Below are 14,897 nucleotides of genomic sequence, written 5' to 3'. Positions count from 1 at the left end.
CGGCCCGGGGGCGGCGGGCCGGAACGGTTGCGCTCGCGGGCGCAGGGCGGTCAGTAGCCGCGGTGGTCGCACGCCCCGGCCCTCCGCCGATTCCCGTGCCTCACATGCCGGCCCGGGGCCCCGGTGGCAGCGCGTACGCCGACCAGCCCGCGTGCCGGTGCCCGTGGCTCTGCCCGTACGCCTGCCCGTACCCGCCCGCACCGAAGGAGCGGAAGGCCAGCTCCTCCTCGCCGCTGCGGTCGCCCGGCAGCGTGCGGAACGTACGGCGGTACTCGGAGTACAGGGCGTCGTAGATCGGCGTCGCCGACTGGCCCGCCGACACGTCCTGCGCCGGGCGCATGGACGGGATCGGACTCGGATACTGCTGGCGGAAAGGGTCGTATGGGTGCACGTAGGTGCCAACGACCCCGCCGTCCGTGAGATGCGGGCGCCCCTCGGAAAGAGGGGCCCGCCTCGGCCGCGGCACGGTCGGCACGCGCGCCGGCCCTATGCCCGGCCGGTCCTCCCTCACGTGCCCGCCAGCGGCATGGCGGCGGCCACCAGACGCCCGTTCGCCGCGGCCTTCTCCAGGGCGTCCCGGAGCAGGTCCTCCCGCGGCTGCTGCCCGATCGAGCCCACCGGGGCGGCGAACACCAGCACCGTGTGCGACTTGTTGGCGGCGGCCCGCCAGCCCTCGGTGACCTGGAGCGGCTGGTGCGCCTGCCACCAGGCGGCCTGGCCGGTGCCGCCGGTGCCCGGCTGGAGCACCGAGTGCAGCTGCCCCATGGCCACCAGCACCGACCAGCCCGGCAGCGGGGCCGGCTTCACGTTCATGTCGGACACCGGCTGGAAGCCCTGCTCCGCGAGGAGCGGCAGGAACTCGTCCACCAGCCCCTCCGAGCCGGGCCGGGCCACCGGGGCGGTCGGCTCCACCACCAGCGCCGGGTGCAGCTCGCCCTCGATCAGCACCAGGCCGCTGGTGACACCGAGCACCGCCTGCTCCGGGTGGGCCACGGCCAGCGAGTCGGCGGCGTCGGCCGCCGCGATGGACGCCACCGCGCCCTGGAGCTGCGCCTCCTCGACCCGGACGACCTGGGACGGGATGCAGCTGGCGTGGGCGAAGGCGAGGACGGCGGTCTCGTCGCCGACGAACAGCACGGTGCTGGTGCGCTCCTGCTCGGAATCGCCCGGCGTACGGCAGGAGGTGCAGTCGTAGCTGCCCGGGGCGTTGTCGCCGGCGAGCAGCCGGTCGGCTTCTTCGTCGCCGATCTCGGCGCGTACGTCCTCGCTGACGTCGAGCAGTCGCGGCACGGGGGGCTCCCTGGAACTCGGTGCGGGCGACGGCCGGGCGGTTCCCGGGCGTCTCATGCCGAGTTCAACGGGCAAGGCTCGGCCGGGGTCACGCGCGGGCGACCGCCAACTTGTGTGACGCCGACCGGGTGGCATGTGAACGGTGTTCCGCGCGGCACCGGCCGGGCCCCGGCGGCACCTGCCTAGCCTGCGCCGATGCCGAAGATCCGATATGCGACGGCCGGCGCCGTCCTGGCCGCCGCGCTCCTCGCCCCGGGGACGGCCGCCGACACCGCCGCGGCGGCGGCGCCCTCGCCGGTCGAGGCGTGCGTGCAGGACCAGTGGCCGTGGGGGTGCGTCGCCGAGTGCGAGAGCGGCGGACGCTGGGCGGCGAACACCGGCAACGGCTTCTACGGCGGGCTCCAGTTCTGGCCGCCGACCTGGCGCGAGTTCGGCGGCACCCGCTACGCCCGGCGCGCCGACCTCGCGAGCCGCGCGCAGCAGATCTCCGTCGCCGAGGACGTCCTGCGCGTCCAGGGCTGGGGCGCCTGGCCGGCCTGCTCGAAGCGGTACGGGCTGAGCGGGCGGGCGCACGTCGTGCAGCCCGGCGACACCCTCAGCTCGGTCGCCCGCCGGTTCGCCGTGAAGGGCGGCTGGGAGGCGCTGTACGCGGCGAACCGGGCGGTGGTCGGGGACGACCCGGACCGGCTGATGACGGGCACGCTGCTGCGGCTGCCGTAGCGCCGGATCCCGGGCCGGGGCCGCTGCCCGGCCTGTCGGCTTTCTTGCGCTGTGTGCCGGATCGGCACACTCTGGAGGTACGGGTCCCGGTTCCCGCCACGGCTTCCGAAACGCGGCTCACCGCCCACCCCTCCGGCGGTGGGCCGCCCCGCGCGGGGCGCAGTACAGTCGCCCCGACCACGCACTTGACCGGGGGGAACCGGCAGCTTCATGCGCATCTCTTTCCTGCTCCACAACGGCTACCACATCGGCGGCACGATCCGGGCGACGTTCACGCTCGCCGCCGAGCTGGCGGCCCGTCACGAGGTGGAGATCGTCTCGGTGTTCCGGCACCGCGACGAGCCGATCCTGGGCCTCCCCGCGGGAGTGACGCTGCGTCACCTCGTCGACCTGCGGAAGAAGAGCCCGGGATACGACGGGGAGCACCCCGACTTCCGGCGCCCCGCCCGGGTGTTCCCGCGCGGAGACGGGCGCTGGAAGCAGTACAGCGCGCTCACCGACGCGAGGATCGGCGCGCACCTGGCCTCGGTCGAGGCCGACGTGCTGGTCGCCACCCGGCCGGGCCTCAACGTGCAGCTCGTCCGGCAGGCCCCGCGCGGGCCGGTGCTCGTGGGACAGGAGCACCTGATCCTCGACGGGCACAACTACCGGCTGCGCCGCGACATCGCGCACGAGTACGCGCTGCTGGACGCCGTCACCACCGTCACCGAGGCCGACGCCCGCGCCTACCGGGCGCTCGCCCTGCCCGGCGTCCGCGTCGACGCCGTCCCGAACAGCGTGCCCGTACCGGCCGTGCCGCCCGCCGACCCCGCCGCCAAGGTCGTCGTCGCGGCCGGCCGGCTCACCCCGGTCAAGCGGTACGACCTGCTGATCGACGCCTTCGCCGACGTGGCCGCCGCCCGCCCCGACTGGAAGCTGCGCATCTACGGCACCGGCGACGCCTCCGACAACCTGCGCAGGACCCTGGCCCGGCAGATCGAGCGCCGCTCCCTCGGCGGCCACGTCTTCCTCATGGGCACCGCGCACCCGATGGAGCCGGAGTGGGCCAAGGGCTCGCTCGCCGCGGTCACCTCGCGGCGCGAGTCCTTCGGCATGACCATCGTCGAGGCCATGCGCTGCGGCCTGCCGGTCGTCTCCACCGACTGCCCGCACGGACCCGGCGAGATCATCGAGGACGGCGTCGACGGGCGGCTGGTCCCCGTCGACGACACCGCGGCGGTCGCCGCCGCCCTGCTGGCGCTCATCAACGACGACGAGGGCCGGGCCCGCGCGGCGAAGGCGGCGCTGGCCGCCGCCGACCGCTACGACCCGGCCCGGATCGCCGCCCGCCACGAGTCGATCTGGACCGCGCTCGCCGCCGCGCCCGCCGCCCGCCCCCGTGCCCACGGGCGGGCCAGGGCGGTCGCGCACCGCGCGGTCGGCGCGGTCCTGGACGCGGCCTACGGGGCGAAGGCCCGCGCGGGCCGGCTGGTCCGCCGCCTGCGCTGACGCGGCCGGCCCGCCCGGCCCCGTACGCGCACCGGCCCGCCTCGGATCGCGGACCGTGGCTGTCCGCGAGGGCTGGCAGACTCGGCCGCATGTTGGAGACCTCCGCGCGGCTGCTGCGTCTGCTCTCGTTGCTCCAGGCCCACCGGGAATGGTCCGGGGCCGACCTCGCCGAGCGGCTCGGCGTGACCTCCCGGACCGTGCGCCGGGACGTCGACCGGCTGCGCGAGCTCGGCTACCCGGTGCACGCCACGCCCGGCACCGGCGGCGGCTACCAGCTCGGGCCGGGCGCCGAGCTGCCGCCGCTGCTCCTCGACGACGAGGAGGCGGTCGCGGTCGCCGTCGGGCTGCGGGCCGCCGCGGGCCAGGGGGTCGAGGGCATCGGCGAGAGCTCGGTGCGGGCGCTCGCCAAGCTGGAGCAGGTCCTGCCGGGCCGGCTGCGGCGCCGGGTGAGCGCCCTGACCGCGTACACCGTCCCGATGATGCGCACCCCGCGCGAGCGGATCGACCCGGCCGTGCTCACCGAGCTCGCGCACGCCTGCCGGGACGCCGAGCTGCTGCGCTTCGCCTACCGCGACCACGGCGGCGCCACCACCCGCAGGACCGTCGAGCCGCACCGGCTGGTGTGCAGCGAGCGCCGCTGGTACCTGGTGGCCTGGGACGTCGACCGGGGCGACTGGCGCACCTTCCGGGCCGACCGGATCGAGCCGAAGCCGCCGCACGGCCCCCGCTTCCCGCCCCGCGAGCCGCCCGCCGAGGACCTGGCCGCCTATGTCTCGAAGGGCGTGTCCACGGCGGTGTACCCGACGGAGGCGACGGTCCGGCTGCATGCCCCGCTCGCCGAGGCGGCGGCGGTGGTCGGCCCGGCCGACGGGGTGCTGACCCCCGACGGGGACGACGCCTGCCTGCTGCGCACCGGCGCCCACAGCCTGGACGTGATGGTCGTGCACGTCTCGATGATCGGCCTGGAGTTCGAGGTGCTGGACCCGCCGGAGCTGGCCGAGCGGGTCCGGGTGCTCAGGGACCGGCTGTCCCGGGCCCTCGACCGGCCGGGAGCGGCTCCGGCGGACGAGGTGTGAGTGTGTGCGCGATGCGCGGGAATGGTGAAAGCCGCCCATGTGGGCGGATGCCCGGGAATTCCCGGCGGAGGGGGTCGCGGGGGAATTCCGGAGAAGGGCCGATAAAGAGCGGATGAGCGGCCGGAAACCGTCCGTGCGAACGATCGGGTCCCTGTCAAACATATGTCGAGAACCTGTGACACAAGCGTGACCGGCAAGGGACTAACGTGAGCTGTATGACACCCGAACACGCACCCGAAACGTATGTGGGGCTCGCCGCCGACACGGCCGAGCGGATCGCCCGGAACAGAGGCTGGCGCGTCGTCCGGCAACTGCCGCCGGGCTCGATCGTGACCATGGAGTACCTGGCCGGGCGCATCAACTTCGAGGTCGAGCACGAGGTCGTCACCCGCGTCTGGCTCGGCTGACGCGCGTGCGGCGCCGCCATGACGGAGGGCCCCCGCCGGGGATCGGCGGGGGCCCTCCGTCATCGGTGCGGGGGCGGCTCAGCCGCCGGTCACCGGCCGTGAGTGCGCCGGGCGGCGACCGCCGCCCGGACCGGCCGGGGCGCGCTCCGAGCGCACCGCGTGATGCGGTCGGGCGGGGGCGAGCGGCGGGTTCGGCAGTCCGGCCGCGCGGCCCGTGGCCGCCCGCCCGGAACCGGCGCCGATCTTCTCCCGGACCGGCTCCCCGTCGCCCGTGGGGCGCTGCGGGAAGAGCCCGGACACCGGTCCGCCGGCCGCGACGGGCAGCGAGGGGACCAGCCGCCGGCGGGCCCGCAGCTGCTCGCGCAGCCGGTCCCGCAGGCTCAGGATCCACGCCTCGACCACCGCGATCACCGGCTCGCACCAGGGCAGCGCCAGCAGGATCAGCAGGCCCGCGGCCCAGCCGAGCAGCACGTCGCTGAGCCAGTGGGTGCCGAGGTAGACGGTGGTGAGGCCGACCCCGAGGGCGACCACGGCCGACAGGGCCGACAGATAGCGCCGGGCCCTCGGCGTGGTCGCGAGATAGGCCAGGATGCCCCAGGTCACGACCGCGTTCGCGGTGTGCCCGGACGGGAATATGTCTCCGCCGGCGAAGAGCTCGGCGGAGCCGACCTGCGTCGCGTAGTGGGGGCCGAGGCGGCCGAGTCCGAGCTTGACCGCGCCGACGGTCACGTTGAGGAGGAGCAGCGCGGCGCCGAGGGAGAGCAGCGGGCGCAGCGTGTGCTGGCGCCAGGAGCGCCAGCCCAGCCAGGCCGCCACCATCACCGCGGTGGGACCGCGCTGGCCGAGGACGACGTAGTAGTCGAGGAAGGCGTGCAGCTCCGGCCACTGCTGATAGGGCCGGAAGAGCATGATCTTCCAGTCGAGGGTCACCAGCCAGGTCGAGAGCAGCACGGCGACGACGATGGCCAGATAGAACGCCAGCGTCCCGCCGAAGAGGGCGAGACGCGTGCGGGTCATCCGCGGGACCTCTATCTTCGGCGGTTCCGGCTCCCGGTCCAGCCGGGCAAAGATGTCGGTACGCACCCAATCGACGTTACAGGGAGTGAGTAGCGACCTTGGTCGTTCCGGTCCCTTCGTGATGACGATGTGATGTGGAGTTGCTCTCAGGCGCGCGTTTGTTCCCGTCGCCCGTCGGAAAATCCGATGACCTTCTGCTCTATTGCCGTGCGCCTGTTTGCGGAAGTCTGTTTGAAGGCCCGGGGAATGCCGGGGCAATTGGCAGGGCGTCCTTCCGCGCGGAATTCCGGACGGCGCGCGGCGGGGGCCGAGTGGCGTACGCCACACCGCGCGGCCCGCCGTGGTGAGAGCTGCGCCACGCGCTCGGGCCTTGAACTCGCGTACGCTGACGGCTCACTCGCCCGTCGATGCCGGGCCGCCGCGGGGTCCGGCCCCGGCAGGTGCCCGCCGAGCGCGAGGGCTTCACTGGGAGGTACGTACATGACGCGGACGAACACGGCCGGAGCGCGGCTCCGAACCGCTGCCGGCGGCGCCAACCGCTGGGTCGTCCTCGTCGTCCTCTGTGTGAGCCTGCTGCTCGTCGCGCTCGACTCGACCGTGCTGCACGTCGCCGTCCCCTCGCTCACCGAGGACCTGAACCCGAGCTCCACCGCGCTGCTGTGGATCGTCGACGCCTACCCGCTGATCTGCGCCTCGATGCTGATCCTCTTCGGCACCCTCGGCGACCGGGTCGGCCGCAGACGGGTGCTGCTCCTCGGCTACGGGCTGTTCGGCATCGCCTCGGCGGTCGCCGCGCTCGCCACCACCCCCGAGGTGCTGATCGCCGCCCGCGCGCTGCTCGGGGTCGGCGGCGCGATGATCATGCCCGCCACGCTCTCGATCCTCCGCGCGGTCTTCCCCGACCGGCGCGAGCGGGCCACCGCGATCGGCGTCTGGACGGCGGTCGCCGCCATCGGCGCCGCCACCGGGCCGGTGCTCGGCGGCTTCCTGGTCGAGCACTACTGGTGGGGCTCGGTCTTCCTGATCAACATCCCGCTGATGGCGCTGATCCTCCCGCTCGGGCGCTGGCTGCTGCCCGAGTCCAAGGGCGGCGGCGACGGCCCCTGGGACGTGCTCGGCGCGCTCATGGCCACCGCCGGCGTGCTCGGCTCCGTCCTCGGCGTCAAGCGGCTCGGCGCGGGCGACCCGCCGCTCGCCCCCGCCACCCTCGGCCCGCTGCTGATCGGCGCCGCGCTGCTGATCCTCTTCGTGCGGCGGCAGAAGCGGCGCGCCCACCCGCTGATCGACATGCGGCTCTTCTCCCGCCCGGCCTTCACCACCTCGGTCGGCTGCATCGTGCTCGGGATGCTGGCCCTGGTCGGCCTGGAGCTGATCGCCGTCCAGTACCTCCAGCTGATCCTCGGGCTCAGCCCGCTGGAGACCGGGCTGCGGCTGCTGCCGCTGACCTTCGCCGCCATGGCCGCCGGCGCCACCGGCTCGTACACGCTGCGCAGGATCGGGCCGCGCCGGATGGTCGGCTGGGGCTTCGTGCTGACCGCCGGGGCGGTGCTGCTGCTGGTCCTCATGGGGCAGCACGACCGGCCGCTGCTGCTCACCGTCGGCTTCGTGCTGCTCGGCTTCGGACTCCAGACCACGCTCTTCTCGGCGTACGAGTCGATGCTCAGCGAGGCGCCCGCGGACAGCGCGGGCGGGGCGGCGGCGATCGGCGAGACCTCGTACCAGCTCGGCGCGGGCATGGGCATCGCGCTGCTCGGCAGTGTCATGAACGCGGCCTACGGGCCCGGTCTGAAGGGGCTGCCCGAGGTGCCGGCGGAGGCCACGGACGCCGCCGCGAACTCGCTTGGCGAGGCGTATCAGGTGGCGGCGCGGCTGGGCGGTCCGGCGGGGGAGACCCTGCACCACGCGGCCCGGCACGCCTTCGTGAACGGCCTGCACGTGACCCTGTTCGTGAGCGCCGGGCTGCTGCTGCTCGGGGCGCTGATGGCGCTGCGGCTGCCCCGGGTGATGGAGTGCGCCGCGGACGCGGAGCGGGCCGGCGGCCGCAAGGGCGCCGAGGCCGTGGAGCCGGTGGCCGGCGCGGACCGGACGGCGCCGGTGGCGGGGACCGCGAAGGTGCCCGGCAGCCGGGAGCCCGCGGAACCGGCCGGCTCGGCCCGGCCCCGGTCCTGACGCGGACCGGGCCGGAGGGGGAACCGAGCCGCGGCCGGGTTCAGCTCTGGTTGAAGAAGCCGCCCTGCGAGCGGCCGGCGGACTCGCCGCTGACGATCTGGGTGTCGGCCGGGGTCAGCAGGAAGACCCGGGTGGCCACCCGCTCGATCGAGCCGCGCAGGCCGAAGGCGAGACCGGCGGCGAAGTCGACCACGCGCTTGGCGTCGTTCGGCTCCATCGCGGTCAGGTTCACGATCACCGGGACGCCGTCCCGGAAGAGCTCGCCGATGCCCCGGGCGTCCCGGAACCCGTCGGGCGAGACGGTGGCGATCCGACGGCCCTGGTCCTGCGCCGTGTCGGTCGCCACCCGCACCCGCGGGTCCGTCACCCAGGCGTCGCCGGTGCTCTCGGCACCGTCGGCGTACTCGTCGTCGTAGTAACGCTCATCGTTGTCCTCGACGAGTCCCAGCCAGGCACTCGCCTTGCGCACCGATCCCATGGACGCCTCCTTTCAGCGCGGTCACTTGTGGTTCCGCAATCCCTATCGTCGTCCATGATGCGGATCGCGCGCCAAGTGGATAGTCGGCGCGCAGGGGATTCGTGACGGTACTGGTGCAGAACGTCAGGTCCGAAAACTGGCGAATCGTCAGGAATCTTGCGGTATCGCCGGGCTGACAGGGGCTCGGCCCGGGGCGCGCAACTTAAAATACGAATGTCGGTCCGGAAGGGTGACGACAGGGGCGTACGGGTGAACCGGGACGCCCGGCAACCACGGGGGAGAACGTCTTGTTCGGCATCGTCAGACCATGCTCGCACCGCCTCACCGAGGGGCTCAAGACCGAGTGGATGGCCCATCTCTGCGGCCTCTGCCTGGCACTTCGCGCCGACCACGGGCAGCTCGCCCGGGTGGTCACCAACTACGACGGCCTGATCGTCTCGGTCCTGACGGAGGCTCAGACCGGCGCCACCCCGGCCGGCCGCCGCACCGCGGGGCCCTGCGCGTTGCGGGCCATGCGCACCGCGCCCGTCGCCCGGGGTGAGGGCGCGCGGCTCGCCGCCGCCGTCTCGCTCGTGCTCGCCTCCGCCAAGGTCCGCGACCACGTCGCCGACCGGGACGGCCTGTTGGCCCGCCGCCCGGTCGCCGCAGCGGCCCGCCGGGTCGCCCGCTCCTGGGACCGGGCGGGCGCCCGCACCGGGCGGGAGCTCGGCTTCGACACCGCGGTCCTGGTCGACGCCGTCGACCGGCAGGCCGGCATCGAGGCGCTCGCCGGGCCCGGCACCCCGCTGCTCGCCGTCACCGAGCCGACCGAGACCGCGACCGCCGCCGCCTTCGCGCACACCGCCGTCCTCGCCGGGCGCCCGGACAACGCGGCGCCGCTCGCCGAGGCCGGACGCCTCTTCGGGCGCCTCGCCCACCTGCTGGACGCGGTCGAGGACCAGAGCGCCGACACAGCCGCCGGGGCCTGGAACCCGCTGACCGCCACCGGCACCTCCCGCGCCGAGGCCCGGCGGCTCGCCGACGACGCGCTGCACGGCATCCGGCTCGCGCTCAAGGACGCCGAGTTCGCCGACGGGCGGCTCGCCCACGTGCTGCTCGCGCACGAGCTGCGCACCTCCGTCGACCGGGCCTTCGGCACCACCAGCTGCTCCCACGGGGCGCCGGGGCCGGGGCAGCCGCACCAGCCGGTGCCCGGGAACCCGTACGCCCAGCCCGGCCCGTACGGGATGGGCGACCCGCTCGCCAAGCCGGGCGGCCCGGCGGGCCCCGGCGGTCCGGGCGGGGTGCCGCCGCTGGGCGGTGGCGGCGGCGGTGGCGGCGGGGCGCACAAGCCCGAGCCGCGCGGCTTCCTCGCCGGGTGCGCCGCCTTCACCTGGCTGTTCTGCACCTGCCAGATGTGCTGCGCCGAGAAGTACGAGGGCCCCTGGTCCCGCAAGCGGCGCGAGGGCTGCTGCCACAAGTGCGACTGCAACTGCGACTGCGGAGGCTGCGACAGCTGCGACTGCTGCTGCTGTCCCTGCGACGGCTGACGGCTGACGGTCCCTCACCGGCCGTCGGGCCCCGGTGCGGCGGGGTCCGACGGCCGGCGGGTCACGCGGCCGACGCAGGGGTCACCCGGTCGGTGCCGGGCTCACTTGGTCGGCGCCGGGATCTCCGGCGGCGAGATCCGCGACTCGGCGATGCCCGAGGCGGACACGCCCCACTTCTTCAGGATCCGGTCGTAGGTCCCGTCCGCCTTCAGCCCGTTCACCGCGGCCTGGAAGGCGGGCGGGAGCTCCGAGCCCTTCTTGAAGGCGAAGCCGACGTCGAGGCGCCGGTACTCGTTGAGGAACTTCGTGCCCGGCTGCTGGGTCACCGCGTACCGGATGCCGTTGATCGTGCTCATCAGCACCTCGCTGCGGCCCTGCTGGAGCGCCAGCCAGGCGGCGGTGGTGTCGGCGAACACGTTCACCTCGTACGGCTTCTTGCCGGCCGCCGCGCAGCGGTCCTTGTTCTTCTCCAGGGTCCGCTCGAAGGTGGTGCCCGCGCCGGTGGCCACCTTGAGGCCGCAGAGCTGGGTGAGGTCGGTGATGTCGGACAGCTTCGAGTCGGCGCGGGCCGCGAAGCCCTGCCCGTCGTTGATGTACGTGACGAAGTCGATCGTCTTGCGCCGCTCCTCCGTCACGCCGAAGTTGCCCATGCCGATGTCGTACTTGCCGCTGCCCAGGGCCGGCAGGATCACCTCGAAGCCCGCCAGCTCGGTCTTCACCTCCAGGCCGAGCGCCTTGCCCACCGCCTGCGCGAAGTCGGCGTCCAGGCCGACGACGGTCTTGCCGTCCGGCAGGTAGGCCGAGCTCGGCGGGGTGCCCACCGAGGTGGCCAGGGTCAGCTTGCCCCGCTGTCTCACGTCGGCCGGCAGTAGCTTCGCCGCCGCCTCGTTCTTCCTGATCCCCGCCGTCACGTCCTCCGTCGGGAGCGCGGCCTGGGCGCCGCCCTTCCCGGTCGCGCCGGCCGGGGCGGCCACCGGTTCCCCGGAGCCGCAGGCCGTGAGGGCCAGCCCGGCCGCGGCGGTCAGGGCGAGCAGGACGGTGGTGCGCCGGGTGCGCGCGGTGCGCTGGATCTTCATGGCTTCGGGCTCTCCAGGTACTTCTCGAACGGCAGCGGACCGATGGACTCGGGGTCGGCGGCGACGTCGAAGAGGGGGCGGTATCCGGTGGCCAGGTAGAGGCCCTTGGCCTCGGGCTGGCGCGGACCGGTGGTCAGGTAGATCCGGGTGTAGCCGCGCTCGGCGGCCTCGTCTTCCAGGGCGGTGAGGACCCGGCGGGCGAGCCCGCGCCTGCGGTGCGCCGAGTGGGTCCAGATCCGCTTCAGCTCGGCGGTGTGCTCGTCGTAGCGGCGGTAGGCGCCGCCCGCGACGGGCAGGCCCCGCTCCAGGAGCAGCAGGAACGCGCCCCGCGGCGGGGCGAACTCCTCCGCCGGATAGCGGCTCAGGTCCTCCGAGGAGCCGTACCGGGTCTCGTACTCGTACGCCAGCTCGTCGAGGAGCGGGCGCGCCAGCGGGTCGGTGGTCGTGGTCCGGTGCACGGACAACGCGAAGGTCATGGATTTCCTACGGAACAAGTAGGGAAAAGGCGAAGGGCGGGGCAGGACGAGGGGAGTCGAGCTCAGGCACTCACGGTCGTGCGGAGGTGAAGGCGCCGCGGGACAACAGCACGCGGGCGGGGCGGAGCAGGGGGTCGGCTCAACAGGAAGAGGACCACACGCGACCGAAGTCGATGTGGGAGCGCGTGACCAGCCACTGCTGCGGATTCATGGCCCAAGTGGAACAGGCATCCGTTTCCCCGTCAACCGGGATGAGACGAACAGCTCACACTGCGGACGGACTTGACAGCGGTCCGTGCCCGCCGACTACGTTGAAGGAGCGGACCGTGCTGAGGGGCTCGGATCCGCGGCTCACCGCGCGTGAAGGCGCACTCCCGTGTTCGATCCGTCCTTGGAATCCACGGAGCCTTCGCCATGTCCGCGATCCTCACCAAGACCCCCGTCACCGCCCCGCCCGACGAAGAACCCGCGCCGCGCATCGTCCCCGCCCGCCGCACCGGCCAGTGGACCGCCGCCGCCGCAGTCCTCGTCCTCGTCGCGCTCGGCCTGATCTCCGTCGCCACCAACCGCGCCTTCCAGTGGGACGTGGTCGCCGCCTACTTCACCTCCGCGTCCGTGCTGCGCGGGCTCGGCCTCACGCTGTGGCTCACCGCCGTCGTGATGGCCCTCGGCTTCGTCCTCGGCACCCTGCTCGCCGTGCTGCGGCTCTCCACCAACCCCGTGCTCCGCACGGTCAGTTGGGGATACGTGTGGTTCTTCCGGTCCACGCCGATCCTGGTCCAGCTGCTGTTCTGGTTCAACTTCGGGATGCTCTACCCGACGATCCTCGGCGTCAGCACCGTCAACCTCCTCGGCCCCGTCTCCGTCGCCGTCATCGGCCTCACCCTGCACGAGGCCGCCTACGCCGCCGAGGTCGTCCGCGGCGGCATCCTCTCCGTCGACCGGGGCCAGATCGAGGCCGCCCAGTCGCTCGGCCTCGGGCGGGTCCGCCGGCTCACCCGGATCGTGCTCCCGCAGGCCATGCGCGCCATCGTGCCGCCCGCCGGGAACATGCTGATCGGCACCCTCAAGGGCACCTCGATCGTCTCCGTCATCGCCGTCCAGGACCTGCTCTACTCCGTCCAGCTCGTCTACCACGCCACCTACCAGGTCGTCCCGATGCTCCTCGTCGCGACCCTCTGGTACGTGCTCGTCACCTCCGTCCTCAGCGTCGGCCAGCACTACGTCGAGCGGCACTACGCCCGCGGGACGGCGGGTGCCCGATGAACCGCCCCGCCACCGAACGCCCCGCGATCGTCGTCGTCGGCGCCGGGCCCCGCGGCACCGGCTTCCTCGAACGGCTCGCCGCCAACCTCCCCGAGCTGTACGGCGACCGCCCCCTCGACCTGCACCTCGTCGACCCGCACCCGCCCGGCGGCGGCCGGATCTGGCGCACCTCCCAGTCCCCGCTGCTCTGGATGAACTCCCAGGCCGAGGACGTCACCATGTTCACCGACGAGACCGTCACCCTCGACGGCCCCGTCCGCCCCGGACCCACCCTCGCCGAATGGGCCGGCCTCGACGGCCGCACCTTCCCCAGCCGCCCCCAGCAGGGCGCCTACCTGCGCTGGGTCTACGAGCGGGCCCGCGCCGAACTGCCCGCCACCGTCACCGTCCACGAACACCCCACCACCGCCCTGCGCGTCACCGGCCCCCGCGACGGCCGCCAGCGGGTCTGGCTCGACGGCCACGCCGTGCCGCTCACCGCCGACCTCGTCGTCCTCGCCCTCGGCCACCTCGAAGCCCGCCCCGACCCCCGGCAGCGGGAGCTCGGCGACTTCGCCGCCCGGCACGGCCTCGTCCACCTGCCGCCCGACTTCACCGCCGACTCCGACCTGTCCGCGCTGCCCGCTGCCGAACCCGTCCTGGTCCGCGGCTTCGGCCTCGCCTTCATCGACCTCATGGTGCTGCTCACCGAGGGCCGCGGCGGCGGCTACGAGGAGACCGCCGGGGACGGCACCGGCCCCGGACGGCTCGTCTACCGGCCCTCCGGGCGCGAGCCGGTGCTGCACGTCGGCTCGCGGCGGGGCGTCCCGTACCACTCCAAGATCGGCTACGAGCTCGACGGCGAACGCCCGCCGCTGCCCCGCTTCTTCGGCCCCGCCGAGGTGGACGCCCTGCTCGCCCGGCCCGGCGCCGTCGACTTCCGCCGGGACGTCTGGCCGCTCGTCGACAAGGAGCTCGGCTGGGCCCACTACCACCGCCTCTTCAGCGCCCACCCCGAGCGGACCGCCCTCGCCTGGGCCGACTTCGAGGAGCGGTACGCCGCCGCCCCGCCCCGCTCGCCCGAGCTCGACGCGCTCGTCGCCGCCGCCGTGCCCGACCCGGCCGACCGGCTCGACCTCGACGGCCTCGACCACCCGCTCGCCGGCGTCCGGCACAGCTCCGACCAGAGCCTCCAGGACGGGCTGCGGGCCTACATAACCGCCGACCTCGACCGCCGCCACGACCCCGCGCACAGCTCCGACCTCGCCGTCTTCGGCGCCGTGCTCTCCGTCTACGGGCAGCTGCTGCGGCTCGGCGACATCGGCGACCCCGGCAACTGGTGGCACGGCTTCTTCAGCTACCTCGCCTCCGGCCCGCCCGGCCCCCGGCTGCGCCAGCTCCTCGCGCTCTCCGAGGCCGGACTCGTCCGCTTCCTCGGCGCGGACGTCACCGTCGAGACCGACGAGGAGCGCGGCGTCTTCCGCGCCTCCTCCGCGAGCCTGCCGGGGGAGTGGACCGAGGCCCGCGCCCTGGTCGAGGCCCGGCTGCCCGACCCGACCCTCGAACTCACCGGCAGCCCGCTGCTGCGCGCGCTGTACGAGGCCGGGGCCCAGGCCACCGAGGCCGGACTGCTCGCCGTCGACCCCGGCGACGGCCGGGTGCTGGACCGCGAGGGGCGCCCGCACCCGCGGCACTTCGCGCTCGGCCCGCACACCACCGCCCGGGCCGGCGGCGCCTTCACCCGGCCGCGCACCGGGGGTTTCGCCTTCGCGCAGAACGACCGGACCGCCCGGACCGCGCTCGCCCTGCTGCGCGACCTGTCCTGTCCGAGCTCCGCGGCCGAGCCCGCGCCGGCGCACGAGTCCGAACCACGGCCCGCGTCCGAGCCGGTGCCCGCGGGCTGAGCGCCCGCCGGGTGCCGCGCCG

The 14,897-nt window shown here is 74.4% G+C and carries 14 protein-coding genes; 8 read left to right on the top strand and 6 right to left on the bottom strand.

Annotation, left to right across the window (positions count from 1 at the left end; genetic code table 11):
* Positions 1-100: 100 nt before the first annotated feature.
* Positions 101-340, bottom strand: coding sequence for a hypothetical protein (locus AB0C99_RS31715; protein ID WP_362482521.1), 240 nt, complete (start codon positions 338-340; stop codon positions 101-103).
* Positions 341-507: 167 nt separating this feature from the next.
* Positions 508-1,290 (bottom strand): hypothetical protein, encoded by a 783-nt coding sequence (locus AB0C99_RS31710; protein ID WP_362482519.1) that lies wholly within the window; start codon positions 1,288-1,290, stop codon positions 508-510.
* Between the two features lie 195 nt (positions 1,291-1,485).
* On the opposite strand from AB0C99_RS31710, the gene AB0C99_RS31705 reads away from it, so the two are divergent.
* The 4 genes from AB0C99_RS31705 to AB0C99_RS31690 all read left to right on the top strand — a co-directional run bounded on the left by AB0C99_RS31705 (position 1,486) and on the right by AB0C99_RS31690 (position 4,981).
* Entirely contained in the window at positions 1,486-2,010 is a 525-nt protein-coding gene (locus AB0C99_RS31705; RefSeq protein ID WP_362482516.1) for a transglycosylase family protein, read from the top strand.
* Positions 2,011-2,220: 210 nt separating this feature from the next.
* On the top strand, positions 2,221-3,498 hold the full coding sequence (locus tag AB0C99_RS31700; protein WP_362482514.1) for a glycosyltransferase: 1,278 nt from the start codon (positions 2,221-2,223) through the stop codon (positions 3,496-3,498).
* A gap of 89 nt (positions 3,499-3,587) precedes the next feature.
* Complete coding sequence (locus AB0C99_RS31695) at positions 3,588-4,574, top strand: YafY family protein (RefSeq protein ID WP_362482510.1); 987 nt, start codon at positions 3,588-3,590, stop codon at positions 4,572-4,574.
* A 215-nt stretch (positions 4,575-4,789) separates the two neighbouring features.
* Positions 4,790-4,981, top strand: coding sequence for an I78 family peptidase inhibitor (locus AB0C99_RS31690; protein ID WP_362482507.1), 192 nt, complete (start codon positions 4,790-4,792; stop codon positions 4,979-4,981).
* 78 nt (positions 4,982-5,059) lie between these two features.
* On the opposite strand, the gene AB0C99_RS31685 is transcribed toward AB0C99_RS31690, so the two are convergent.
* Positions 5,060-6,064 (bottom strand): phosphatase PAP2 family protein, encoded by a 1,005-nt coding sequence (locus AB0C99_RS31685; protein ID WP_362482505.1) that lies wholly within the window; start codon positions 6,062-6,064, stop codon positions 5,060-5,062.
* Between the two features lie 414 nt (positions 6,065-6,478).
* Here AB0C99_RS31685 and AB0C99_RS31680 point away from each other — a divergent pair, with 414 nt between their 5' ends.
* Positions 6,479-8,167 carry an MFS transporter gene (locus AB0C99_RS31680; protein WP_362482503.1) on the top strand — a complete coding sequence of 563 codons (1,689 nt, stop codon included), beginning with the start codon at positions 6,479-6,481 and terminating at the stop codon, positions 8,165-8,167.
* A gap of 40 nt (positions 8,168-8,207) precedes the next feature.
* Here AB0C99_RS31680 and sepF read toward each other — a convergent pair whose 3' ends face one another.
* The gene (gene sepF, locus AB0C99_RS31675; RefSeq protein ID WP_362482500.1) at positions 8,208-8,645 is read right to left on the bottom strand and encodes a cell division protein SepF; all 438 of its coding nucleotides are present in this window, start codon (positions 8,643-8,645) and stop codon (positions 8,208-8,210) included.
* Positions 8,646-8,932: 287 nt separating this feature from the next.
* Between sepF and AB0C99_RS31670 the strand changes: the two genes are divergently transcribed.
* On the top strand, positions 8,933-10,174 hold the full coding sequence (locus tag AB0C99_RS31670) for a DUF5685 family protein (protein WP_362482497.1): 1,242 nt from the start codon (positions 8,933-8,935) through the stop codon (positions 10,172-10,174).
* A 101-nt stretch (positions 10,175-10,275) separates the two neighbouring features.
* Here the strand turns inward: AB0C99_RS31670 and AB0C99_RS31665 are convergent, their stop codons facing one another.
* Both AB0C99_RS31665 and AB0C99_RS31660 read right to left on the bottom strand, forming a co-directional pair.
* Positions 10,276-11,250 (bottom strand): ABC transporter substrate-binding protein, encoded by a 975-nt coding sequence (locus tag AB0C99_RS31665; protein WP_362482495.1) that lies wholly within the window; start codon positions 11,248-11,250, stop codon positions 10,276-10,278.
* Positions 11,247-11,726: a GNAT family N-acetyltransferase gene (locus tag AB0C99_RS31660; protein ID WP_362482493.1), complete on the bottom strand. Its 480-nt coding sequence runs from the start codon at positions 11,724-11,726 to the stop codon at positions 11,247-11,249. The genes AB0C99_RS31665 and AB0C99_RS31660 overlap by 4 nt, the downstream gene beginning before the upstream one ends.
* A gap of 414 nt (positions 11,727-12,140) precedes the next feature.
* On the opposite strand from AB0C99_RS31660, the gene AB0C99_RS31655 reads away from it, so the two are divergent.
* The gene (locus AB0C99_RS31655) at positions 12,141-12,992 is read left to right on the top strand and encodes an amino acid ABC transporter permease (RefSeq protein WP_362482490.1); all 852 of its coding nucleotides are present in this window, start codon (positions 12,141-12,143) and stop codon (positions 12,990-12,992) included.
* Positions 12,989-14,875 (top strand): FAD/NAD(P)-binding protein, encoded by a 1,887-nt coding sequence (locus AB0C99_RS31650; protein WP_362482488.1) that lies wholly within the window; start codon positions 12,989-12,991, stop codon positions 14,873-14,875. The genes AB0C99_RS31655 and AB0C99_RS31650 overlap by 4 nt, the downstream gene beginning before the upstream one ends.
* Positions 14,876-14,897 lie beyond the last annotated feature (22 nt).

The organism is Streptomyces sp. NPDC048659 (assembly GCF_040650575.1).
Lineage (GTDB): Bacteria > Actinomycetota > Actinomycetes > Streptomycetales > Streptomycetaceae > Streptomyces.
Note: the sequence above shows the minus strand (reverse complement) of the source record. Positions and strands in the feature narration are given on the sequence as shown.

Excerpts from the sequence above, each read along its gene's own strand:
- AB0C99_RS31650 (WP_362482488.1), top strand. The coding sequence starts at position 12,989 with ATGAACCGCCCCGCCACCGAACGCCCCGCGATCGTCGTCGTCGGCGCC.
- AB0C99_RS31695 (WP_362482510.1), top strand. The coding sequence starts at position 3,588 with ATGTTGGAGACCTCCGCGCGGCTGCTGCGTCTGCTCTCGTTGCTCCAG.
- AB0C99_RS31690 (WP_362482507.1), top strand. The coding sequence starts at position 4,790 with ATGACACCCGAACACGCACCCGAAACGTATGTGGGGCTCGCCGCCGAC.
- sepF (WP_362482500.1), bottom strand. The coding sequence starts at position 8,645 with ATGGGATCGGTGCGCAAGGCGAGTGCCTGGCTGGGACTCGTCGAGGAC.
- AB0C99_RS31680 (WP_362482503.1), top strand. The coding sequence starts at position 6,479 with ATGACGCGGACGAACACGGCCGGAGCGCGGCTCCGAACCGCTGCCGGC.
- AB0C99_RS31655 (WP_362482490.1), top strand. The coding sequence starts at position 12,141 with ATGTCCGCGATCCTCACCAAGACCCCCGTCACCGCCCCGCCCGACGAA.
- AB0C99_RS31665 (WP_362482495.1), bottom strand. The coding sequence starts at position 11,250 with ATGAAGATCCAGCGCACCGCGCGCACCCGGCGCACCACCGTCCTGCTC.
- AB0C99_RS31700 (WP_362482514.1), top strand. The coding sequence starts at position 2,221 with ATGCGCATCTCTTTCCTGCTCCACAACGGCTACCACATCGGCGGCACG.
- AB0C99_RS31705 (WP_362482516.1), top strand. The coding sequence starts at position 1,486 with ATGCCGAAGATCCGATATGCGACGGCCGGCGCCGTCCTGGCCGCCGCG.
- AB0C99_RS31660 (WP_362482493.1), bottom strand. The coding sequence starts at position 11,726 with ATGACCTTCGCGTTGTCCGTGCACCGGACCACGACCACCGACCCGCTG.
- AB0C99_RS31715 (WP_362482521.1), bottom strand. The coding sequence starts at position 340 with ATGCGCCCGGCGCAGGACGTGTCGGCGGGCCAGTCGGCGACGCCGATC.